Below are 20,538 nucleotides of genomic sequence, written 5' to 3'. Positions count from 1 at the left end.
TAGGATACGCCTATTCCTCGTCCGCGCCCGGCGCCTGCCTCAGCATGAAATGCCCGAACGCCGAGGCGATCGGTTTGGTCCGGTCGTCCTGCCAGGCCTGCGCCTCGAAGGCGACGACGCGCCGGCCCTGCTTGACGATCGAGACGTTGGCGTAGCTGTCCAATGCGCGGCCGGACCGCAAATAGTTGATCGTCAGCCCGATCGGCTTCGGCAGCGACACGCCGAGTTCGCGCGTCACGCCGACGATCGCGGTGGTTTCGAGAAAGGCGCCGGTCATGCCGCCATGGATCGCGGGCAGGATCGGGTTGCCGATGATCGTTGGTGAGAACGGCATCACCAGCGTGCCGTCCTCACTGACGCGGATGCCGAGGGCGCGCGCGAACGGGCTTTGGGCGAACGGGCCTGCCGGATCTTCCGGCGCTTCAAGCGCCGGCAGCGCGAGATCCTCCCTCGAGCGGCCCTTGAGCATGTTGGTGCGGTTGGCGCCGACCATGAAGCAGGCCGTTGCGGTGGCGACCGGATCGTCCTCGGTCTCCTGGTAGGCGGTCGCGCGCACGAAGGCGATCGAGCGGGTGACACGGTAGCAGATCGCGTGCGCCCTTATGTCGAGGCCGGGCGTTGCCGGCTTCAGGTAATCAATGCGCAGGTCGAGGGTTGCGATCGCGCGCGTCCCGTCGAGCGCGAGCTGGACCGCCATGCCGCAGCTCTCGTCGAGCATCGCGGTGACAACGCCGCCGTGAAGTACGCCGGTCCCGGTGTCGCCGACGAAGACCGGGCGGTAGGGCAGGCTTGACCAGGCTTCGCCAGGGGCGGCGCGGTCGAGCTGAAGTCCACTGATGTGCCCATAGACGGAGCGGTGGCTCTTGATGGCGTCAGCCAGTTCGTCAAACGGCAGCGGCATGTCGACTTTTGATGCTTCGGACATACGGACGTTCTAGACCATATTGATGGATGAGCCAAAGACGGCTCAACCGTTCGTCGCGTGCACGCCGGGCTTCCGTCCCGAGTTCCATTGGCCGCCGAGCGTGCGCTCGATCTGCGCCGCCAGCTGCAGCAGCAGCCCGTCATTGGCCTGCCTGGCCTGGGCCTGAATGCCGAGTGGCAAGCCGTGCTCATGCTGCGCCATCGGCAGCGAGATTGCGGGAATCCCGCACAGATTGGCGAGCGGCGTGAACGCAAAATTGCGCCACAGATTGCCGAACCAGTCCAGCACCGACGGATTGTCCGAGATGGTCAGATATTCTTTGGTGCCGACCTTCGGCGTCGGCAGCGCGGTGATCGGCGTCAGGATGATGTCCCACTCCTCGAAGAATGCGCCGAAGCCGCGCGACGTCGTGTTGAAGACGGCCTGCATGCGCGCGCGCTCGGCATACGTCGTGTGCCGGCCGGCTTCCCAGATCCGGATGTTAACCGGTTCAATGAGGTCCGCCGGCGGCTTTTCGAGCCCACGCGCGGCGAGCATGTTGCTGATCACCACCGCAAAATTGCTGATGTAGCAGGTGGTCTGGGCGTCAAAGGCGGCGCGATAGTCGATCGCCGGCAACGCGTAATCAACGTGATGGCCGAGGCCTTCAAGGAATTGTCCGGCTTTTTTCAGCTCGGACGCGATCTGCGGTGTCGCTTGGTAGTCGCCCCATTGGTGCGAGAGCGCGATTTTGAGCCGTCCCGGATCGCGCTTGATCATCTCCTGATAAGGCTCCGGCGCGGTCCAGAACGGCATCAATTCGCCGGGCGCGGGACCGCGGCAGGCATCGACGAAGGCGGCGGTATCGCGCACGGTGCGTGACTGGCAGCCCTGGATCGACACCAGCCCCGACAGATCGGAAAGATGCGGCGCCAGCGAGAACACGCCGCGTGATACCTTCAGGCCAATGTTGCCGTTGACGCCGGCCGGAATGCGGATCGAACCGCCGCCGTCGGTGGCATGCGCGATCGGCACCGCGCCCGCCGCGACCATCGCGGCGCTGCCGGCCGACGATCCGCAGGTGGTGTAGTCGGTATTCCACGGGTTGCGCGTGACGTAGACGGCCGGATTGTCCGCCGAACTGCAAACGCCGAACTCCGGCGTCGTCGTCCGTCCGATCAGATTCAGTCCGGCCTGGCGCATCTTCGATGTCAGGAACGTATCTGATGTGGCGCGGTTGCCGCGCATCAGCAGCGAGCCCATTTCCTGCAGGCGCCCCTGCATGGTCGGGCCCAGATCCTTCATCAGGAACGGCAGGCCGGCAAACGGCCCCGCAAGATTGGCGCCGGCCTTGGCGGGATCGTCGATCGCGTCCTCAAACACTTCGACCACGGCCGACAGCGCCGGATCGACCTTGGCGATGGCTGCGGCCGCCTGACTTGCCAATTCCTGTGCCGTCAGTTCGCCTTTCCTGACACGCTCCGCCAGCGCCACGCCGTCGTGCTGCGCCCATTCGTTCCAGTTCATCGGCAAAGTCATGCGGTGCAATTCCTTCGGTGCGAACCAACTTTAGGTTCGCAGCGTGCCAAGTCAATCAATGGGCTTGCAACGGGAATTGCTGCCCCGGTGCATTCACTGCATCGAGGCCGCAATCTTCTCCGCCGACATCAGCACCGGAAAATTGGTGTTGGCGCAGGGCACGACGGGGAAGATCGAGGCGTCGACCACGCGCAGGCCCTGCACGCCCTTGACGCGGCCCTCGGTGTCGACGACCGACATCGGGTCCTCCGGCCGGCCCATCCGGCACGAGCAGGAGGCGTGCCACACGCCGATGGTCCCCTTGCGCACGAAGCTCTCCAGCGCCTCGTCGTCGTTGATCACGTCGTCGAACGAAAAACCTTCGACCACGAAATTGTCGATCATGTAATGGCGCAGCGCCGCCGGGCCGTCCATCAGGGTGGCGGCGATTTTGGTGAGGATCCTGTTCTTGTTGTTGACCACGCCGATCTTGCGCACGCGGTCGGTATAGGAGGCCGGGAACGGCTTGTCGGTGACCGCCCTGACGGCGTCGCTCATTTGCACCGCGGCCATCTTGCGGAAACCGCTCATCAGCCGATCGAGGTCGCGCCGGTCGGACAACAGGTTGAACTCGACGATCGGCTCGGCGGCCGGGTCGCGCGAGGCGAGCTTGACCTGTCCGGTTTCGGAATAGGTCTTGTTGACGAACGTCAGCGCCGAGCCGATTTGCTCGCCGACCGCATGCCAGGCCGATTTGCTCAGCACCACGACGAACATGTCGCCCTTCGGCACGCCGGGCAGTCCGGACGAATAACGCAAGCCGACCTGCATGTGACGCCTGGTATGCCCGTTCATGCGCGCGCCGCGGCGGACAAAGGAGGATAGCGAAATCGAGGGATGATCCATCAGGCGCTGGCCGACACCTTCAAGCCCCACCAGCACGGGAACGCCCATGTCCTTGAGGTGACCGACCGGGCCGATGCCGGCGCGCAGCAGATGAGCCGGCGAATGGATGGCGCCGCTGCACAGAATGATCTCGCGGCCGCGGAATTCCTGCTCCTTGCCGTCGACGACGGCCTTCACGCCGACGCACTGCGTGCCTTCGAACAGCAATTCCCTGACCTGAGTGTTGGTGGAGATCGCGAGATTGGCGCGCTTGCGCGTTTCGCGATCGAGATAGCCCATCGCGGCCGAGACGCGTTGCTCGGCCTGGTTGGAATGCGTCACGGGGAAATAGCCGTCGACGAACTCGCCGTTCTGGTCCGGCAGGAATTGATGGCCGGCCTGCTGGAAGGCGTCGGCGAAAGCCTGCGAATGCTTGGTCCAGTGCTCCCTGGGGATGCGTCGCACCGGGATGCGGCCATCCTTGCCATGGTACGGCCCGTCGAAATCAAGGTCGCGCTCGACCTTTTTGAAATAGGGCAGCACGTCCTTCCAGTTCCAGCCGGTGGCGCCTCGCGCTTCCCATTCATCGTAGTCGGTCGGCGCGCCGCGGTTGGCCATCTGGCCGTTGATCGAGGAGCCACCGCCCAGAACCCGCGCCTGTTCGTATTTGCGTAAGGGCGGCCGCCCCTCGTTGGGATTGTTATGGCTGACGATCTGCGTCGTGACCTTGAGTTCGGTCCAGTGGAAACGCGGATCGAAATAGGCGGTGCCGGGATAGCTGTCCCTGATCTCGGCCGGCTCGTTGCCGGGCGGGGTGTCCTGGCCGGCCTCGCACAGCAGGACCTTGTGGCCGCTTTTGGCTGACAGCCGATGCGCCATGACCGAACCAGCCGAACCGCCGCCTACGATAATCGTGTCATACACTTTGGTATTTCCCCGTGTTGTTGGTCTTGTTGCCGGGGAAGGTAGCGCAGCTCCGCGTCCGGGTCACGCCTGCCGTCGTCACCGCTTCGCTATTGCAGCATGAGGCGTCGCCCGCACACGACGCTCAAAAGCGCGATGCTCAAGATCGAAGCTGAAGTCAACCCCGCGCAAGATCATGTCGATGGCCGGTGTCGACATGACTTGTGCTACACCGGCCTCAATTGGCGAACGTGATGTTGGCGTCCTGTCACGGCTCTACGTGCCCTGGCCATCTTCGCCTTCAGCCAGGGCGGCGACTTCGGCATGAGAGAGAATGTGCCCAAGAAGGTCCTTGATCAGGACCTCTGGATGTCCTTCTTCAGCAAATTGCGCGGCCTTTGTGACGGCATCGCGCGCCGTTTCAACGATCACCCCGAAGGCACTGGGGCCGCTCCTCGTATAGACGTGATACGGCATGCTCATCTCCACACGTCGGCCCGCAGGAGACGAGGCTTTCGCGCAGACCGTCGCAAGACCGGAACGCCGGTTGCGGTCACGCTGTGTCGAAGCGACCGACCGTGTCTCCAGGCCCGCACCTCGTTTTCCAGATTTTGTGCCAGCGCTCTCTCGACCCGTTCGAATTCGCGCGGCAGTTCGCTGGACTTTTCCATTGTTCCTCCCGCTGAATCAGGCTGCAGCTTGGCGCACGGTTGAGCGCAGGCGCATTGGCTTTCCGCCGGGCGGATGGCGCGGGCCGTTTCCGTCGAGTGCGCAAAGCGCTGCCAGGATGTCGTCGATGTGGACGGGCGCTCTCAGCCCTTCAGGCGCGCGCAATGTGGGACATGATGCCATCGCAGAGGCATCGGAAGCCCAGGATGCGAGGATGGCGCGCTTCTCGGCAAGCGTTAGACCCGGGTGACAAACCACATCCCGGGGATGTTCGAATGCCGTGCCGGGACGGAGCAGAAAGTCGAAGTCGAACACGTTATCGTGCTGTGCGGGCGTCGGCCGCATGGCTGCCTCCAAATCAATAGACGCGTTGATGAGCTGCCGCGCGGGAAGCCCCGCGCGGCGATCGATCCTGATGGTTCAGTCGGTCAGGCCGCCTTGGCCTCGATCTGGTTCACCTTGCCGGTGCCGTCGCTGATTGCGATGCGGCGCGGCTTCATGGTTTCGGGGATTTCCCGCTGAAGCTCGATGACCAGAAGGCCGTTCTCGAAGCGTGCACCCTTGATGTCGACGTGGTCGGCCAGGGTGAACTGACGCTTGAATGACCGCGTGGAGATTCCGCGATGCAAAAAGGTCTTTTCGTCCTTGTCGGCCTTGCGGCCTTCCAGGGTCAGGACATTCTGCTCCATGGTCAGCGCCACCTCGTCCGGCGTGAAGCCGGCGAGCGCCACCGAGATCTGGAAGCGGTTTTCGTCGAGACGTTCGATGTTGTAGGGGGGATAGCTCTCTTCGCTGGCCCGCTGGACCTCGTCGAGAACGTCAAACAGGCGGTCGAAGCCAATCGTCGACCTCCACAGGGGAGTCCAATCATACCTCATAGCCAAATCCTCCAAAGAGCAAGTTGGGTACGAGCTGGCACCGGACACCTTCCGGCGCCCGCCTCATGTCCGGGGCCCCGATGGGCACCCCGGCCGCTTTGTCTGCGGCGACCATAAGAATTGTCAGAGTGGAAAAAAGTTCAAGGGGAGCGCGAAATTTTTTTTAGGGTGAGGCGGCTGATTGGTTACCGATTTTTTCAGGCATCAGCCGGCTTGACAGTAAAGGCCGGCCGCCTAATTTTTCCGCGGGGCCTTTCCCCTTCCAGTCTCAAAGGAAAACACGACGACCGTCAGGAGACGATGATGTTGGATGAAAAACTTGCCCGCTTGCGTGCCCACCGCGACAATATCCATCGCTACCGCAGGCTGCTCGCGACGCAGCTATCGGACCTGGAACGCGCCTACATTATGCGCCGGATGGACGAAGAACAGTCCGCCCTGAACTCCCTTTCGGAAAATACCTTTCCATTCACTCTGCCTGTCCCGCCGAACGCAGCCGGGAGGGCCGAGCATGTCTGAGCTCGATGCTTTCCTCGTTCGCGGGCATGAAAAGGTCATCGAACATTATCGCAGGCTGCGCGATTCATCCTCTTCTGACGAAGAACGCCGAGCCTTGCAGACACGCATAGACCGGGAACTTTCGGCGTTGAGTCTATATGCCCCCGCAGAGCAGCGGCGCGCTGCCTAGGTGGAGGTGAAGCCGAGCTGCAGCGGGTGCGCTGCCCGATCGTCGACGGAAAGAGCCAGACCGTGGGAGAGCTACGGCCCAGCGCGTAGGACGGATCAGCAACGACGTAAATCCGCTCTCCGAACCAGGTGCGGACGCGGGTGCAGCGCGCATCCGGCATTCCCTGCTCTCTTGTTTTGGGGAGAAACGGCAGCAACCACTCGGGCGCAGCGCGTCGCGAGAATAATTTTCGTCGTCCCGGACAAGCGAGCAGCGCGAGCGCCGATCTCAGATGCGCAATTGCGCATCGGGGGACCCATACGCCGCGGCCCATCGGTGAGAGCGCAGGCGTTAGCGACCTTCTGAAACAACAACCGCCGCGGAGTATGGGTCCCGGCTCAAGGCCGGGACGACGCGTGGAGAGAGCAGAATCGCAATGACGACGCGGCGCGTGTCACCCTTCCCGCAAGATCATATCCGCGCAGAGACCGGCCGATTGCACGACGCCGGTGTAGCCGCCGAAGCCGGCATAGGCGGAGGCCAGATAAAGCCCTGATACCGTCGTGCGCGGCGAGCGGAACGGGTTGCTCCAGATCGCCTGTGGCGGGGTCGGCGCAAAGCCGTAAACCGCGCCGTCGGGGGCGTTGAGATATTGCCGCACCGACAGCGCGCTGTTGAACGAGGACGCAACGACGGCCTCGCCAAGCCCCGGATAGATCGCGGCGAGATAGCGCACGATCGCCTCCTGCCAGCGCCCGCGCTTCTCGCGATAGGCGTCCATGTCGGAGGCGTCCCAGTTCGACAACAGATCGGGGCCGAGGATCGAAAGCACATAGGGCGGCGCCGGCACGCCGGAATCGATCGCGGCATAGTCCACCACCGACATCGGCGGCATGCGCTCGCCGGGCTCTTCCGCCATCAGCGCGGCGCCTTGCGCATAGTCGGTCAATCGCTTCATCCAGGGCGGCAGCAATTGCGTGGAGTAGGCGGCGATACCGAATTCGCACGGCGGTTTTGACAGCCCGAGCGTCAGCGCGAACAGCGAGGTCGAGGGCGCCTGCCGGGCGTAAGTTTGCCTCAGTTGCTTGGCGGCGTCCGCCTGCATCAGGGGTTCGAGGGCTGCGGGCGCGGCGTTGCCGATGATCCGCGCGCATTGCACGGTCCGGGGATCGCTGCCGTCCTTGGCGGTGTGGGTGATGGACTTGGCGCCGTCGCCGAGCGCTATGGCGCTGACGACACGGCGCAGCAGCACTTCGCCGCCGGCCACCTTGATGGCGCGGGCGAGCGCGCTGGAGAGCCGCTGCGAGCCGCCCTGCACGTAGCGGCCGCCGCTCTGGAGGTAGCTGCCCTGCGCCATCGCGAAATAGATCCACCACAGCGTGGCGGGGTCGTCGTGGAAATAGGACAGGTTGGCGGCAAGCGCGCATTTGACGGCTTCATTGTCGCCGAATACGCGGTCGAGCTTTTGCGACAGCGACAACGGCCAATCCGCGGCGTCAGGCAAAAGCTTGATCAGGGCGCCGAGACGGTCGCGCGAGGTTTCCGTTGCGTCGTCGCCTCGCGAGAACCGGCTCATGACGGCGACGATGTGCTGCATCTCGCCGAGCAGTTGATCGATGCCGCGGCGCGCCTCCGGGAAGCGTTCGGTCAACGCACGGCGCGCGGCGTCGAAATCGTCGGGCATCAGGAACGGCTGATCGAGCGGGCCGCCGCGCGCCTGGTAAAACGCGCCGGACGGAATCCATTTGACGGCGTCGATCACGCCGGCACGCGTCAGCACGTCATGTTTGGGGTCGCGCGGGTCGTTCGGGTCGCTGGTCTCGTGCAGTGATCCCTCGACAAACAGCTCGCCGGATTTGTAGCTCGACGCCGCACCGCCGACCGAATTGCTGCGCTCGACCACCAGCACCTTGCGGCCGGCGCGCGCCAGGATCGCTCCAGCTGTGAGGCCGCCAAGGCCGGCGCCGACAATCACGACATCATAACGTGTCATTCAGCGTGGCACCCTGGAAGCCATTGCAAGATCAGGGTGTTTCATTGCCGCTCGGGTGCGGCATGTCAAATGCGCTGACCGCATGGAGCGGTGCGCGGAAAGCCGCCTTCAGCGATTTAGAAAGGATCGAGAAAGGGAACGGCTGAAAACCGCTATTTCCAGGCCGATTTGTCGATGTCCCAGCGCTGGCCCTTGAACTCCCTGGCGAGCGCCTCGACCGAACCATTATCGTCTTCCGGCTCGCCGCCTTCCTCCTCGCCGCCGGCGCCTTCGGACAGGTTCAGCTTGGGACCTGCGCCTTCGTCGATGGTCGATGTCACCGGGCTCGAGATCCACAGCATCAGCCGGTCCGACGCGCCGGGCTTGTCGGGCGAGACCAGCGCGGTGACCTCGATGCTGTCGGTGAGGCCAAGCGCCGGGTAGATCTCGCTCGGCCGCTTGAAGGTCAGCGTCAGCTTGCCGGTGTTGGCGTTCCACGCCGCACCCGCCGCCTTGGCTGCGAGCGTCTTCGACAGCACCGCGGATACTGCGGCGGCGATCTTGTCCTTGTTGATCTTGTCGCCATCGCGCCAGTCGGCGGCGGCAAAACGGATGGTGCGGTCCATCTCGACGATGCCGGTGGTCCATCCCGCGGTGACCACGCCTGGTGTCGACTTCGCCTTGGCGATCAGCGCCGCCGACCGCTCCGGATCGGCGGTGAGATTGATGGTCTGTTCGCCGGCGCGGAGCGCGTCACAGGAAATCGAGAGACTGCTCAGGCCGAGTTCCACCTCCTGGCCCTTCAGGCTCTTGAGGAAATCCAGCGCCGCATCCAGCTTTATCCGCACGCCGATGGATTCCGGCGACACCTCGGTGAAGTCCTTCGGCGTTGGCGTGATGCCGTCATCGGTGGTCTGGTTGTCCAAAAACTCCTTCTCGCTGAGATCGGAATTGTCGGTCGAGGCCACTTCCGTCACCGCCTGGCCGATGGTGATCCGGCCGCGGAATTCGAAGCCGTCGGCGCTGGCCTTGCGCGCGAGGTTCACGGTGACCGGCAGCTTGTCACCGATGCTTTGCGTCGAGCCGGTCAGGCTCTGGCCATTAACAGTGAGGTTGGCGACGAAGCGGTCCTTGCGGTCGGAGCCTTTTTCGACGGGGTAGCAGACGTCGAGCACGGCCGCGGTGACGGTTTTGCCCTGGCGGATCTCCTTGAGGACCACGTCGGCATTGCCGCCCATCAATCCGTCGATCGAGGTGAAGTACCTGACTTCGCTGCCGCCGGGTGCCGGTGCTGCCTTGGAGGGGAGCTTCATCTGGGCAAAAGCCAGGTCCGAGGCCGTCACCAGACCGAGCAGGCAGAGCAGGAGTGCGCGCATGGGAATTCCTCAAGGGAGAGAATCAGCGTCGTCGTAAGTAGCAAACCTCCAGATCATGTCGCCAAAAAAGAAGGCCGCCCGGAGGCGGCCTTCGATGATTGCATTGGTCGGCGAGACTTAGAAGCCCATGCCGCCCATTCCACCCATGCCGCCGCCACCGCCGGGCATCGGCGGGGCCGCTTCCTTCGGCAGCTCGGCGACCATGGCTTCGGTGGTCACCAGCAGGCCGGCGACGGAGGAAGCGTCCTGCAGGGCGGTGCGCACCACCTTGGCGGGGTCGATGATGCCCTTGTCGACCATGTCGACATACTGCTCGGTCTGGGCGTCGAAGCCGAAGGTTTCGGACTTGTTCTCGAGGATCTTGCCGACCACGATCGAGCCCTCGACACCGGCGTTCTCCGAGATCTGGCGAACCGGAGCTTCCAGCGCCTTCAGCACGATGTTGATGCCCGCCTGAACGTCGGAATTGTCGTTCTGGATGCGGCCGACCGCCTTCTTGGCGCGCAGCAGCGCCACGCCGCCGCCCGGCACGATGCCTTCCTGCACGGCCGCGCGGGTTGCGTTGAGCGCGTCCTCGACGCGGTCCTTCTTCTCCTTGACCTCGATCTCGGTCGCACCGCCCACGCGGATCACCGCGACGCCGCCGGCGAGCTTGGCAAGGCGCTCCTGCAGCTTCTCGCGGTCGTAGTCCGAGGTGGTCTCCTCGATCTGCGCCTTGATCTGGCTGACGCGGGCTTCGATCGCGGGCTTCTTGCCGGCGCCGTTGACGATGGTGGTGTTCTCCTTGTCGATCACAACCTTCTTGGCGCGGCCGAGCATGTTGACGGTGACGCTTTCCAACTTCATGCCGAGCTCATCGGAGATCAGCTGACCGCCGGTCAGGATCGCGATGTCTTCCAGCATCGCCTTGCGGCGATCGCCGAAGCCCGGCGCCTTGACGGCGGCGACCTTCAGTCCACCACGGAGACGGTTCACCACCAGCGTCGCCAGCGCCTCGCCCTCGACGTCCTCGGCGATGATCAGGAGCGGGCGGCCGGACTGCACCACGGCTTCCAGCACCGGCAGCATCGCCTGCAGGCCGGAGAGCTTCTTCTCGTGCAGCAGCACGTAGACGTCCTCGAGCTCGGCGGTCATCTTTTCGGCGTTGGTGATGAAGTAGGGCGACAGATAGCCGCGGTCGAACTTCATGCCCTCGACGATGTCGACTTCGGTCTCGAGCGACTTGTTTTCCTCGACGGTAATGACGCCTTCATTGCCGACCTTCTGCATCGCTTGCGCGATCATCTTGCCGATGGCGGCATCGCCATTGGCCGAGATGGTGCCGACCTGGGCGACTTCGGCGGAGGAGGCGACCGGCTTGGCGCGCTTTTCGATGTCCTTGACCACGGCCAGCACCGCGATGTCGATGCCGCGCTTCAGATCCATCGGGTTCATGCCGGCGGCAACCGACTTGGCGCCTTCGCGCACGATCGCCTGGGCGAGCACGGTCGCGGTGGTGGTGCCGTCACCGGCGGTGTCGTTGGTCTTGGAGGCAACTTCGCGCAGCATCTGCGCGCCCATGTTCTCGAACTTGTCCTCGAGTTCGATCTCCTTGGCGACGGTGACGCCGTCCTTGGTGATGCGCGGGGCGCCGAAGCTCTTGTCGATCACGACATTGCGGCCCTTCGGGCCGAGCGTCACCTTCACGGCGTTGGCGAGGATATCGACGCCGCGCAGCATGCGATCGCGGGCGTCTCCGGCGAATTTAACGTCTTTGGCAGCCATGTGGATTTACTCCTGATTGGATTGGGTACGGTTTTGCCGCCTGTCGTGGCCGGGTCTTCTTCCCCTCTCCCCTTGTGGGAGAGGGTGGCACGGACGCGCTGAAGGCGCGTTCGTGACGGGTGAGGGGTCTGTCTCCGCGGATGGAGACCCCTCATCCGGCGCGCTTTGCGCGCCACCTTCTCCCACAAGGGGAGAAGGAAAGAAGGGATGCGCCGACGAATGAGGGTGCGGCGGTAGTCAGGCGGTGCTTAAACCAGCACGCCCATGATGTCGGATTCCTTCATGATGAGGAGTTCCTCACCGTCGAGCTTGACCTCGGTGCCCGACCATTTGCCGAACAGCACGCGGTCGCCGACCTTGAGGTCAATCGGGATCAGCTTGCCGGCTTCGTCCCGGCCGCCCGGGCCGACGGCCGTGATTTCGCCCTGCGAGGGCTTTTCCTTGGCGCTGTCGGGAATGATGATGCCGCCCTTGGTCTTCTCTTCGGCGTCGATACGCTTGACCACGACGCGGTCATGCAGCGGGCGGAATTTGGATTTGGCCATGAGGTTTCCTCTGTGGAAGGCTTGGTTTCAGGTCTGATTGCCATCAAAATGGCTGTTAATGCCGGGTATTCGACACCGTCCCGGGCGGGACGGCCAAACTCCCCGGGCAATTCTTGCCTTAGCAATCGTCGCATTTGAGTGCTAATGTGTGGTCCGGGGAATATGGCTTGGCGCCGATCCTGTCAAGCAAGGGGGTTAAGGCCCAAAAAAGGTTAAGGCCTTGGTGAGGCCAATATAGGATGCTCCCTGAGAAACCAAATCGGAGCGGCGGCGTAATTTGATGGACGTCATTGCTCCGGCACGTGTTTTACGGTTGGCTGCAGGACGGGTGCGGCCAAAAAACTTGTTTGGGGGAATGCGATGATCGGGTCCGGTACTGCGCGCGTGGTTGCCAATCTGGCGATCGCCTCGGCGCTCACGATAATCCTGGGGGCGTGCAGCAGCATGAGCCTGCCGTCGCTGTCATCAAGTTCCGCGCCTCCGCCCGAGCCGGGCGTGGCGCCCGAGATGCCGGCGACGATCCGCTCCGACGAAATCGTCGGCCGCTGGGGTCTCGCCTCGTATCAGAATCCGAACGACCGGGCCCGCACCGAAAAGATGGCCCGCGATCAGTGCAGGCAGCCTTATGTGATCACCGCCGGCACCTCCGGGGGCGTGGTCATGCATCTGGCCGACCAGGCGACCCCGCAGGAACTGCGCCTCAAGGGCTCTCCGAGCGGCAAGAATTATATCGGCCCGGCGGGAGCGACCCCGGGCGAGCAGGATCGCGAGATCGTCTCGTTCGACGGCCGTGTGCTGGTGACCCGCTTCGTCGAAAAGGATGCCGGGGTTCGTTACGGCAACATGGTCTATGTCCGCTGCGCGCCGCGCGCGTGAGACCACAAAAGCCTTAACCTCATCCGCAATAAAAAACGCCGGCTCCGCGCCGGCGTTTTTTTTCTCGACGTGACGTCGCCAGGCGTTGTCGCCCGGCGCGCCGGAATTCCTAATCAAACAGCGCGTCGATGTCGTCCTGCGAGGCATGGCCGACGTCGCCGTCGAGCTTCGGACCGTTGAGCAGCTTGGCGTCGCCTTCACGGGTGTCGACGATCGGGGTCGCGTGCGCCTTCAGCGCGTCGACGCCACCCCAGATGTCCATCATGACGTTGATGTGGTTCTCGATGAACTTCATCGTGGTCATCACCTTGCTGATGCGCTGACCGGTGAGATCCTGGAAATTGCAGGCTTCGAAGATCGCGATGACGCGTTCCTGGATTTCCTCGCTGAGCAGCTTCTGCTGGTCCGGCGAAGTGTTCTTGGACAGCGCGGTCGCCGCCTGGTCGATCGCCTCGGTGGCTTCGAGAATTTGCTGCGTGGCCTGCTCGGTTCCGCCGACGACGGCGCCGAGCTCGCCATTGACCTTGGCCATTTCGCCGCCGTCAAAGCTCTTGCCGTGCAGCGTTGCGATTTCGCGCTTGGTGCGGTTGATGGCGTCGTGAATGAGGTCGAGTTCGACCTTGAGCTTTTCACACTGCTCGATCTGGGCACGATAGGTTTCCAGCAGCGCCTGGGCTTCGGCAACCTCGCGCGCCACCGACGCTTCCGCCGATTCAGTCACAACTGAGCGGCCTTGACCGCCCGCGGCCATCTGGGCGCGGATCGAGCGCAGCTCGCTCATGATCTCGCGATGCATCGGGCCGATGTCGCCGCCTTCGGCAGCCGCGGACACCGGTATTGGCACATCGCCCAAAATGGCCTGTTCGATACGAAAACGTTTGCGACTAACCGACATGATGTATTCCCACCCCTTAACTCCGTGACCTGTTTTAGACAGATGCGATTTAACGTGAGGTTCACGCGGGAACACATCGCGGCGCAGTGTTGCGCGAAGCGCATACCAGGGATTAACCATGCGTGTGCGGCGTTCACTCAAAATAAACGCTACCGGGCAAATCAGCGCGCAACCTGTGACGTGGTGAATCCAAACGCCGTTTCTGTTTACCAAACCGATGTGGTTTTGACCCTTTATTGACCACGTGCAACGGCGCCGCTCAGGCGTCGCCAAGATCTAACAGTGACGAAACAGTACAGAGTACGTCGATGTTCAGAAAAATGTCTCTCGCGCTCCTTGCGGGCGTGTCGTGCCTTGGCTTCTCCGATTCTGCGTTGGCGATCGACGCCTCTCCGCTCGCCGAACCCACCGTGATCTACGCCAATCGGCCCGCGCAACCTGCGCCGGTACGCACCGCCTATGCCGAACGTTCGCAAATGGGCGGCGGCTTCATTGAATTCCTGTTCGGCGATGGGCCGGTGCAGGGCGGCCGCTATCAGCAGCAGCCCGTCTATCAGCAGCAGCCGGATTACCAGCAGCAGCCGGGGTACGGATATGGCGGACGGCGCGGCACCCTGCCGCCGATGGATCCGCAACAATCGATGCGTCAGCAGCAGGAAGAGGCGCTCGAGCCGGCACAGCGCCCGGTCGATCCGAAGTACAACAAGCAGGTTGTCGACTATCACGGCAAGGAAGGTGTCGGCACCATCGTCGTCGATACGCCCAACAAGTTCCTGTTCCTGGTGCAGGGCGACGGCAAGGCGCTGCGCTACGGGATCGGCGTCGGCCGCCCCGGCTTCACCTGGTCCGGCGTCAAGACGATTTCGGCGAAGAAGGAATGGCCGGCCTGGACCCCGCCGCCGGAAATGCTGGCGCGGCGTCCCGATCTGCCGCGGCACATGGAAGGCGGTCCGCAGAATCCGCTCGGCGCCCGCGCGATGTATCTGGGATCGACGCTTTACCGCATCCACGGCTCCAACGAGCCCTGGACCATCGGCACCAACGTCTCGTCCGGCTGCATCCGGATGCGCAATGAAGACGTGATCGATCTCTACGGCCGCGTCGGCGTCGGCGCCAAGGTCGTTGTGATCTGAGCAAAACCAGGTCTCGAAAAAAACGGCCGCTCGATCGAGCGGCCGTTTTGCAATCATCGCTGTCGTCCCGGCGAAGGCCGGGACCCATAACCACAGATGTCTGTTGGTTTTGTATGTCCGTTGCCACAGCTTCGCTTACCACGAGCAGTGGTGGTTATGGGTCCCGGCTCAAGGCCGGGACGACGAGGAAGAGGAATCAAAACGGCCGCCCGATCGAGCGGCCGTTTTCTTTTTCAGACGTGACGTCGTTCAGGCTTAATCGTCGTCGCCGCCGCCGTCACCATCGAAGCCGTCATCCATGTCGTCATAATTGTCCTCGTTCGATGCGTTGTCGAAGTATCCGCTGCGTGAGCTGTCACCGCTGTTGTTGTCGTCGAACAGCCCGGTGCGCGAACTTCCGGACGAGCCGATGTCATTGGCACCGGCCTCCCGCGCCAAATCGCCGCCGGATTGATCGCTGCCGCCAGGCCGCCGGTCTTCGACGCTGCCGCGATGACCACCGCTATCGCCGCCGAAGGCCGCCTGCTGGTTGCCGCCGCCGCCCATCATCGAGCGGATGCTGCCGAGCAGCATCGATCCGCCGACCACGCCGGCGGCTGCCGCCGCCGCCGTTCCGAGGAACGAGCCGCCGCCGCCGCCGAACGGCGGTTGCTGCTGCTGCGGTTGACCATAGGCCGGCTGACCGTAGCCGGGCTGGCCGTATTGTCCGGGTTGTCCCTGTCCTGGACCTTGGGCCTGCTGGATCACCTCGCCGCTGTTCCATACCGGGCGGCCGCCCATGCCGGGCGAGCGGACGTTAGGCACCGAGCCGCGCGGCTGGCTCTGCCCGAAGATGGTGTCACGCATCGAATCGAGGAAACCGCCGGGTTGATTCTGTTCGCCCGCATGTCCGCCTTCCAGTTGCTGGATGCGGTCGTTGGCGCGCTTCAGCGCTTCGTCCTGCACCAGCGCCGTCTGCACCAGCGCATAGACGGCATTGGGCGCACCACGCAGGCCCTGCATGATCGCGGACATGGCTTCGGGATCGCGCGGGGCGTTTTCCAGCTTGGCAAGGCGGTCGAAAAGATCGTCAATCAGTTGGCGTTCTTGCGGTGTCATGGCGTTCTCCATCGCGCCCGGTGCCTCGAAGCGCGGGGCAGATGTAGGGCGGGGTTTGTGTCGCAAGTAGTGGGAGGGCAGATTAAATTTCGGTATGCGACAAAACGACCGGCCGGTTTATTGAGCAAACTCAAGCCAGTGTAACATTGTTCCTTGCCAGCAGCGGCGGCAATTGCGCGCCGGCGAGAAACGCGTGCTCGCTTTCGCGCTGTGTGGTCAGGGGATCGAGGCTGATGAGGGTTTCGTCGACGAAGCCCGGATGACACATCACCAGCCCGCCCTCCGGCATGCCCTGCAGGAATTGTCCCATCAGGACGCCGAAATCGGGCGTCTTCGAAAAATCATAGGCGCCGGCAAAGGCCGGATTGAACGGGATACCGGCACGGGTGGCGAGCTTGCGAAACCGCGAGCTGAGCGCATCGAGCAGCAGCGCCTTCGGCGCGCCGAGCCGTTTGGCCAGCGGCTGCAGGCGCCCGCCCTGGCGAACCCAGGCGCCGGGCGCGGCCTGCTTCACCGCGCGCAGAAACGCATCGCGCACCTGCGGGAAGAGCTGCGCATGCTGATGGCCGTCAACGAAATCCGGCGGGCGGCCGAACAGATCCTGGAACGCGGCCAGCTGATCGATCAATTCGGCATGGATCATCTCGGGATCGAGCCGCCGCAGCAGGCCCGAACGCAGCATCGCCGGCAGCGGCAGAAACATGCCGCCATCGGTCGGTCTGAAGTGCATCGTCAGCGGCCGGAATGGCGCGGTCAGCGTCGCATGCAGGCCGATGGCGCAGCGCGGGCTGCCGGCGGCGGCGTCCTGCAGCGCCGTGACCTCGCCGCGGCCGATCGCCGGGCCGACCACCATCACCGATGTCGCATTGAGGCGGCGCTGGCCGATCAGCTCGCGAATGGCGCGATTGACGCCCTCGCTGATCCCGTAATCATCGGCGCACAGCCAGATACGGCGCGGCGGCGCGGCATCGTTCATTCCGCGGCGGTCCGTTCGCTGACAGTTGTGGTGGTCGTTTCGTCCGCGTGCTTCTCGGAGTGTTCGGCGACGAAATAGATCGGACGCGCTTTCAGCTCCGACAGGATCTTGCCGATATATTCGCCGACGATACCGATCATGATCAGCTGCACGCCGCCGATCGTCATCAGGCCGATCACGAGCGAGGGATAGCCGGGGACCTGCTTGCCCGTGGTCAAGACTTCCCAGAGAATAGTCAGGCCGAACAGAAAGGCGCCCACGGCGAGCAGCACGCCGAGCAGGCTGGCAAAGCGCAGCGGCGCTACCGAGAACGAGGTCAGCCCCTCGATCGACAGGCCCACCAGCCGGCCGGCGCTGAAGGTGGTGACGCCGTGTGCGCGCGGCGCCGGCTCATAATCGACGCGGATCTGGCGAAAGCCGATCCAGCTCGCCAGACCCTTGAAGAAGCGATTGCGCTCGGGCAGCTGCTTGAGCGCTGCCGCGGCGCGCGGCGACAGCAGGCGGAAGTCGCCGGCATCCTCGGGGATTTTCTGCCGTGCGCCGTAATTGATCAGCGCGTAGAAGCCGTGCACGGCAAGACGACGCAGAAACGATTCATTGTCGCGATGCGCCTTCGCCGTATAGACAACGTCGTAGCCGTCATCGATCCAGTGGCTGACCAGCTTCTCGACCAAAGTCGGCGGATGCTGGCCGTCGCCGTCCATGAACAGCACCGCGCCGCGCCGCGCATGGTCGAGCCCCGCCATCAAGGCGGCTTCCTTGCCGAAATTGCGCGACAGCGACACCACCTGAACGTCGAGCGCGTCGGCCTTCAGGGTGCGCGCGATCGTGAGCGTGGTATCGGCGCTGCCGTCGTCGACATAGACCACTTCGCTGGCGAGGCCGTAGCGCTGCCGCAATGTCCTGGCGAGGCCGATCAGCCGCTCGTGCAGCAACGCGAGCCCGGCGGCCTCGTTATAGACAGGCACGACAATCGACAGCCCCCGCGCCGCGGCGCTCGCCGCGGTGGTGGACAGGCCGGAAACGTCAGAGCCAAGCGTCATCGATCAGGTTCCAAATCATCCATATGTTTTTAGCATGATCTCTTCGGAAAACCGGTGCCCACCCCGCATCAAGTGCGGGGCAGGCTTTTTCCGGATCATGCTCCCAACAGCATATGTTACTTGCCACTGGCTGTCGCTACGATGAACGAAAACAAGAGCCGCTTTGAAAACACAGCCGCCTTATTGTCGCAGAAACGCCTCGAGCCGGGCGAACAGCGGGTTTTCCCGGTCGAGCACATATTCGAGGGAAGCCACCGAAACCGTATCGGCGCCGTGCTCGCGCAGGAAGCTGCCGAGCGCGTAGAGCTTCGACGGCGGGCAGTGCAGCGTCAGCATGCCCGACGAGGTCGGTCCGCCGAACGGGGCGACGACACCGAAGCGGTTATGCGCCTCGGTCAGCAGCCTGTCGTTGCAACCGGCAAAGCGGGTACGGACTTCGCGATATTTGGCGGCGCGCGCGCGTGCGGCAATGTGATCGAGGATGACGCGCGCGGTCTCGCGCGCCCCGCTCGACCAGTCGGCATCCTTTGAGGCGACGAGATTGGCCTGGCTGCGCAGGATCACGCCGTCGTCAAGCACCTTGAGGCCGTTGGCGACGAGGGTAGCCCCTGTTGTCGTGATATCGACGATCATCTCGGCGGTGCCGACCGCGGGCGCGCCTTCGGTGGCGCCGGCGCTCTCGACGATGCGGTAGTCGACCACGCCGTGGGTGGCAAAGAAGTTCCGGGTCAGGTTGATGTATTTGGTCGCGACCCGCATGCGCCGGTTATGCTGCGCGCGGAAACCCGTCGTGACGTCGTCGAGATCGGCCATGGTGCGAACGTCGATCCAGGCCTGCGGTACCGCGACCACGACATTGGCGCTGCCGAAGCCGAGATTGTCGATCAACAGCACGCGCTTGTCGGCGTCCACGATGCTTTCGCGCAGGAGATCTTCGCCGGTCACGCCAAGATGCACCATGCCGCGGGCGAGCTGCGAGGCAATCTCGCTCGCCGAGAGATAGGCGATCTCGACATTGTCGAGCCCGGAGATCGTGCCGCGATAATCGCGCGCGCCGCGCGGCTTGGCGAGGCTGAGGCCGGCGCGCGAAAAGAACGCCTGGGCTTCTTCCTGCAGGCGGCCCTTGGAGGGAACGGCGAGAACGAAGGGCGCGGTCATGATGCGTTCCCGACCGGTTTGCGGAGTTGCGTCAGGGCTTCGATCCAGACCGAGAAGCCCACCGCCGGGATCGGCGCGGCCGAGCCCAACTGGGTCATCAGCCCGTCATAGCGCCCGCCCGCCACCAGCGGCTCGACGCCGTTGTCCTTGACGCGACCTTTGGCGTGCAGTTCGAACTCGAAGCCGGTGTAATAGTCGAGGCCGCGTCCGAACGACGTCGAAAAACGCGTCAGGCTGGTGTCGATGCCGCGCGCGGCCATGAAGCCGACGCGGCTTTCGAGCTGATCGATCGCCGCCGTCAAATTGAGCCTGGTGTCCTCGGCCAGCGCGCGCAATTGCGCCACCGCGTCATCGGGGTCGCCCGCGATGGCAAGAAAGCGCTTGATGGTCGCGAGCGCGTCGCGCGGCAGCGAGCCGCTCTTGAGCGTCGATTGTTCGAGAAAGCGGTCGGCGATTTCGGAAACCGTGCGGCCGCCGACATTGGTGGTGCCGGCGATCGACATCAGGTCGGTGACCAGCGCCAGCGCGGCCTTGCGGTCGGAGCCGGCAAGGGCTGCCAGCACGCCTTCATATTCATTGCGGCCGGGGGCGGTCGCCAGTGTCAGCTGCTCGATGTCCTGGGCGAGGCTGACCTTGCGGTTGAAATCCTTGATCAGCCGCCGCTTCCAGACCGGATAAAGTTCGAGCGCATCGATCAGCGCGGTGAACAGCGCGACGTCGCCGGTGCGGATTTCGACATCGCTCAGGCCGAACGCCGAAGTCGCCTCCAGCGCCAGCGCCAGCATTTCCGCATCCGCCGCGGCGCGATCCTGCCGGCCGAAGGATTCGATGCCGGCCTGCAGGAACTGGCTCGGCTGACCGTCGCGATAACGGAACACCGGCCCGAGATAGCTGAAGCCCGCGGGCTGGCCGGCGCGGCCCGAGGCCAGATAGTCCCGCGCCACCGGAATGGTGAGATCGGGACGAAGGCAAAGTTCCTCGCCGCTGGCGTCGGTGGTCAGATAGAGGCTCTTGCGGATGTCCTCGCCGGAGAGGTCGAGGAACGGCTCGGCCGGCTGCAAAATCGCCGGTTCAGCCTGGGCGTAGCCGGCCTGCGCAAACGACAAAAGCAGCGCGTCCACCCAGGTGGCGGACCCGGCGGCACCATCGATGGCGGCGGTTACGGTCATTTCGCGTCCAAATATCCCGAAAAACGGGTTCCTAGAGGTATCGAGCGTTTGGTGGCGGAGGCCTTAGCATGGCCGGGGCAGGGTTTCGACAGAGATTGGTGTCGTCGCT

20 protein-coding genes are annotated in these 20,538 nt (G+C 63.9%); 4 read left to right on the top strand and 16 right to left on the bottom strand.

Annotated elements, in window-relative coordinates; genetic code table 11:
- Positions 1-10 precede the first annotated feature (10 nt).
- From JQ558_RS05175 to JQ558_RS05150, 6 genes are all read right to left on the bottom strand, one after another.
- The gene (locus tag JQ558_RS05175) at positions 11-925 is read right to left on the bottom strand and encodes a PaaI family thioesterase (RefSeq protein WP_212292969.1); all 915 of its coding nucleotides are present in this window, start codon (positions 923-925) and stop codon (positions 11-13) included.
- Positions 926-967: 42 nt separating this feature from the next.
- Positions 968-2,443: an amidase gene (locus tag JQ558_RS05170; protein WP_212292970.1), complete on the bottom strand. Its 1,476-nt coding sequence runs from the start codon at positions 2,441-2,443 to the stop codon at positions 968-970.
- 93 nt (positions 2,444-2,536) lie between these two features.
- Positions 2,537-4,231, bottom strand: coding sequence for a GMC oxidoreductase (locus JQ558_RS05165; protein WP_212292971.1), 1,695 nt, complete (start codon positions 4,229-4,231; stop codon positions 2,537-2,539).
- Positions 4,232-4,486: 255 nt separating this feature from the next.
- Positions 4,487-4,687, bottom strand: a complete 201-nt coding sequence (locus JQ558_RS05160; RefSeq protein WP_212209631.1) for a hypothetical protein — start codon at positions 4,685-4,687, stop codon at positions 4,487-4,489.
- Between the two features lie 210 nt (positions 4,688-4,897).
- Positions 4,898-5,224, bottom strand: a complete 327-nt coding sequence (locus JQ558_RS05155; RefSeq protein ID WP_212209632.1) for a hypothetical protein — start codon at positions 5,222-5,224, stop codon at positions 4,898-4,900.
- 83 nt (positions 5,225-5,307) lie between these two features.
- Positions 5,308-5,757, bottom strand: a complete 450-nt coding sequence (locus JQ558_RS05150) for an Hsp20 family protein (RefSeq protein WP_212209633.1) — start codon at positions 5,755-5,757, stop codon at positions 5,308-5,310.
- A 120-nt stretch (positions 5,758-5,877) separates the two neighbouring features.
- Here JQ558_RS05150 and JQ558_RS37100 point away from each other — a divergent pair, with 120 nt between their 5' ends.
- Together JQ558_RS37100 and JQ558_RS05140 are read left to right on the top strand one after the other, a co-directional pair.
- Complete coding sequence (locus JQ558_RS37100; RefSeq protein WP_249142339.1) at positions 5,878-6,276, top strand: hypothetical protein; 399 nt, start codon at positions 5,878-5,880, stop codon at positions 6,274-6,276.
- Positions 6,269-6,445 (top strand): hypothetical protein, encoded by a 177-nt coding sequence (locus tag JQ558_RS05140; protein WP_212292972.1) that lies wholly within the window; start codon positions 6,269-6,271, stop codon positions 6,443-6,445. Before JQ558_RS37100 ends, JQ558_RS05140 begins: the two co-directional genes overlap by 8 nt.
- Positions 6,446-6,878: 433 nt before the next feature.
- Here JQ558_RS05140 and JQ558_RS05135 read toward each other — a convergent pair whose 3' ends face one another.
- The 4 genes from JQ558_RS05135 to groES all read right to left on the bottom strand — a co-directional run bounded on the left by JQ558_RS05135 (position 6,879) and on the right by groES (position 12,081).
- Entirely contained in the window at positions 6,879-8,417 is a 1,539-nt protein-coding gene (locus tag JQ558_RS05135; RefSeq protein WP_212292973.1) for an NAD(P)/FAD-dependent oxidoreductase, read from the bottom strand.
- 152 nt (positions 8,418-8,569) lie between these two features.
- Entirely contained in the window at positions 8,570-9,772 is a 1,203-nt protein-coding gene (locus tag JQ558_RS05130; protein ID WP_212275005.1) for a hypothetical protein, read from the bottom strand.
- 117 nt (positions 9,773-9,889) lie between these two features.
- Entirely contained in the window at positions 9,890-11,536 is a 1,647-nt protein-coding gene (gene groL, locus JQ558_RS05125) for a chaperonin GroEL (RefSeq protein WP_212209637.1), read from the bottom strand.
- A 248-nt stretch (positions 11,537-11,784) separates the two neighbouring features.
- The gene (groES, locus tag JQ558_RS05120) at positions 11,785-12,081 is read right to left on the bottom strand and encodes a co-chaperone GroES (protein ID WP_192738881.1); all 297 of its coding nucleotides are present in this window, start codon (positions 12,079-12,081) and stop codon (positions 11,785-11,787) included.
- Positions 12,082-12,441: 360 nt separating this feature from the next.
- On the opposite strand from groES, the gene JQ558_RS05115 reads away from it, so the two are divergent.
- On the top strand, positions 12,442-12,957 hold the full coding sequence (locus JQ558_RS05115) for a hypothetical protein (RefSeq protein ID WP_212209638.1): 516 nt from the start codon (positions 12,442-12,444) through the stop codon (positions 12,955-12,957).
- A 109-nt stretch (positions 12,958-13,066) separates the two neighbouring features.
- Here JQ558_RS05115 and JQ558_RS05110 read toward each other — a convergent pair whose 3' ends face one another.
- Complete coding sequence (locus JQ558_RS05110; RefSeq protein WP_212209639.1) at positions 13,067-13,852, bottom strand: protein phosphatase CheZ; 786 nt, start codon at positions 13,850-13,852, stop codon at positions 13,067-13,069.
- A gap of 308 nt (positions 13,853-14,160) precedes the next feature.
- On the opposite strand from JQ558_RS05110, the gene JQ558_RS05105 reads away from it, so the two are divergent.
- Complete coding sequence (locus tag JQ558_RS05105) at positions 14,161-14,985, top strand: L,D-transpeptidase (protein WP_212209640.1); 825 nt, start codon at positions 14,161-14,163, stop codon at positions 14,983-14,985.
- Between the two features lie 255 nt (positions 14,986-15,240).
- On the opposite strand, the gene JQ558_RS05100 is transcribed toward JQ558_RS05105, so the two are convergent.
- From JQ558_RS05100 to JQ558_RS05080, 5 genes are all read right to left on the bottom strand, one after another.
- Complete coding sequence (locus JQ558_RS05100) at positions 15,241-16,083, bottom strand: DUF2076 domain-containing protein (protein WP_212292974.1); 843 nt, start codon at positions 16,081-16,083, stop codon at positions 15,241-15,243.
- Between the two features lie 130 nt (positions 16,084-16,213).
- A complete protein-coding gene (locus JQ558_RS05095) occupies positions 16,214-17,059 on the bottom strand; it encodes a ChbG/HpnK family deacetylase (RefSeq protein ID WP_212209642.1) in 846 nt (281 codons plus the stop codon).
- Positions 17,056-18,102 carry a glycosyltransferase family 2 protein gene (locus tag JQ558_RS05090; protein WP_212209643.1) on the bottom strand — a complete coding sequence of 349 codons (1,047 nt, stop codon included), beginning with the start codon at positions 18,100-18,102 and terminating at the stop codon, positions 17,056-17,058. Before JQ558_RS05090 ends, JQ558_RS05095 begins: the two co-directional genes overlap by 4 nt.
- A gap of 180 nt (positions 18,103-18,282) precedes the next feature.
- A complete protein-coding gene (gene hisG / locus JQ558_RS05085) occupies positions 18,283-19,260 on the bottom strand; it encodes an ATP phosphoribosyltransferase (protein WP_212209644.1) in 978 nt (325 codons plus the stop codon).
- Entirely contained in the window at positions 19,257-20,429 is a 1,173-nt protein-coding gene (locus JQ558_RS05080; RefSeq protein ID WP_212292975.1) for an ATP phosphoribosyltransferase regulatory subunit, read from the bottom strand. Before JQ558_RS05080 ends, hisG begins: the two co-directional genes overlap by 4 nt.
- Between the last annotated feature and the right edge of the window lie 109 nt (positions 20,430-20,538).

Origin of the sequence: Bradyrhizobium sp. AUGA SZCCT0160 (genome assembly GCF_018130105.1) — a bacterium.
GTDB lineage: Bacteria > Pseudomonadota > Alphaproteobacteria > Rhizobiales > Xanthobacteraceae > Bradyrhizobium.
Note: the sequence above shows the minus strand (reverse complement) of the source record. Positions and strands in the feature narration are given on the sequence as shown.

Bases quoted from the DNA above. Each gene is read 5' to 3' on its own strand.
- JQ558_RS05175 (WP_212292969.1), bottom strand. From the start codon at position 925: ATGTCCGAAGCATCAAAAGTCGACATGCCGCTGCCGTTTGACGAACTG.
- JQ558_RS05170 (WP_212292970.1), bottom strand. From the start codon at position 2,443: ATGACTTTGCCGATGAACTGGAACGAATGGGCGCAGCACGACGGCGTG.
- JQ558_RS05160 (WP_212209631.1), bottom strand. From the start codon at position 4,687: ATGCCGTATCACGTCTATACGAGGAGCGGCCCCAGTGCCTTCGGGGTG.
- JQ558_RS05155 (WP_212209632.1), bottom strand. From the start codon at position 5,224: ATGCGGCCGACGCCCGCACAGCACGATAACGTGTTCGACTTCGACTTT.
- JQ558_RS05150 (WP_212209633.1), bottom strand. From the start codon at position 5,757: ATGAGGTATGATTGGACTCCCCTGTGGAGGTCGACGATTGGCTTCGAC.
- JQ558_RS05140 (WP_212292972.1), top strand. From the start codon at position 6,269: ATGTCTGAGCTCGATGCTTTCCTCGTTCGCGGGCATGAAAAGGTCATC.
- JQ558_RS05135 (WP_212292973.1), bottom strand. From the start codon at position 8,417: ATGACACGTTATGATGTCGTGATTGTCGGCGCCGGCCTTGGCGGCCTC.
- JQ558_RS05130 (WP_212275005.1), bottom strand. From the start codon at position 9,772: ATGCGCGCACTCCTGCTCTGCCTGCTCGGTCTGGTGACGGCCTCGGAC.
- groL (WP_212209637.1), bottom strand. From the start codon at position 11,536: ATGGCTGCCAAAGACGTTAAATTCGCCGGAGACGCCCGCGATCGCATG.
- groES (WP_192738881.1), bottom strand. From the start codon at position 12,081: ATGGCCAAATCCAAATTCCGCCCGCTGCATGACCGCGTCGTGGTCAAG.
- JQ558_RS05115 (WP_212209638.1), top strand. From the start codon at position 12,442: ATGATCGGGTCCGGTACTGCGCGCGTGGTTGCCAATCTGGCGATCGCC.
- JQ558_RS05110 (WP_212209639.1), bottom strand. From the start codon at position 13,852: ATGTCGGTTAGTCGCAAACGTTTTCGTATCGAACAGGCCATTTTGGGC.
- JQ558_RS05105 (WP_212209640.1), top strand. From the start codon at position 14,161: ATGTTCAGAAAAATGTCTCTCGCGCTCCTTGCGGGCGTGTCGTGCCTT.
- JQ558_RS05100 (WP_212292974.1), bottom strand. From the start codon at position 16,083: ATGACACCGCAAGAACGCCAACTGATTGACGATCTTTTCGACCGCCTT.
- JQ558_RS05095 (WP_212209642.1), bottom strand. From the start codon at position 17,059: ATGAACGATGCCGCGCCGCCGCGCCGTATCTGGCTGTGCGCCGATGAT.
- JQ558_RS05090 (WP_212209643.1), bottom strand. From the start codon at position 18,102: ATGACGCTTGGCTCTGACGTTTCCGGCCTGTCCACCACCGCGGCGAGC.
- hisG (WP_212209644.1), bottom strand. From the start codon at position 19,260: ATGACCGCGCCCTTCGTTCTCGCCGTTCCCTCCAAGGGCCGCCTGCAG.
- JQ558_RS05080 (WP_212292975.1), bottom strand. From the start codon at position 20,429: ATGACCGTAACCGCCGCCATCGATGGTGCCGCCGGGTCCGCCACCTGG.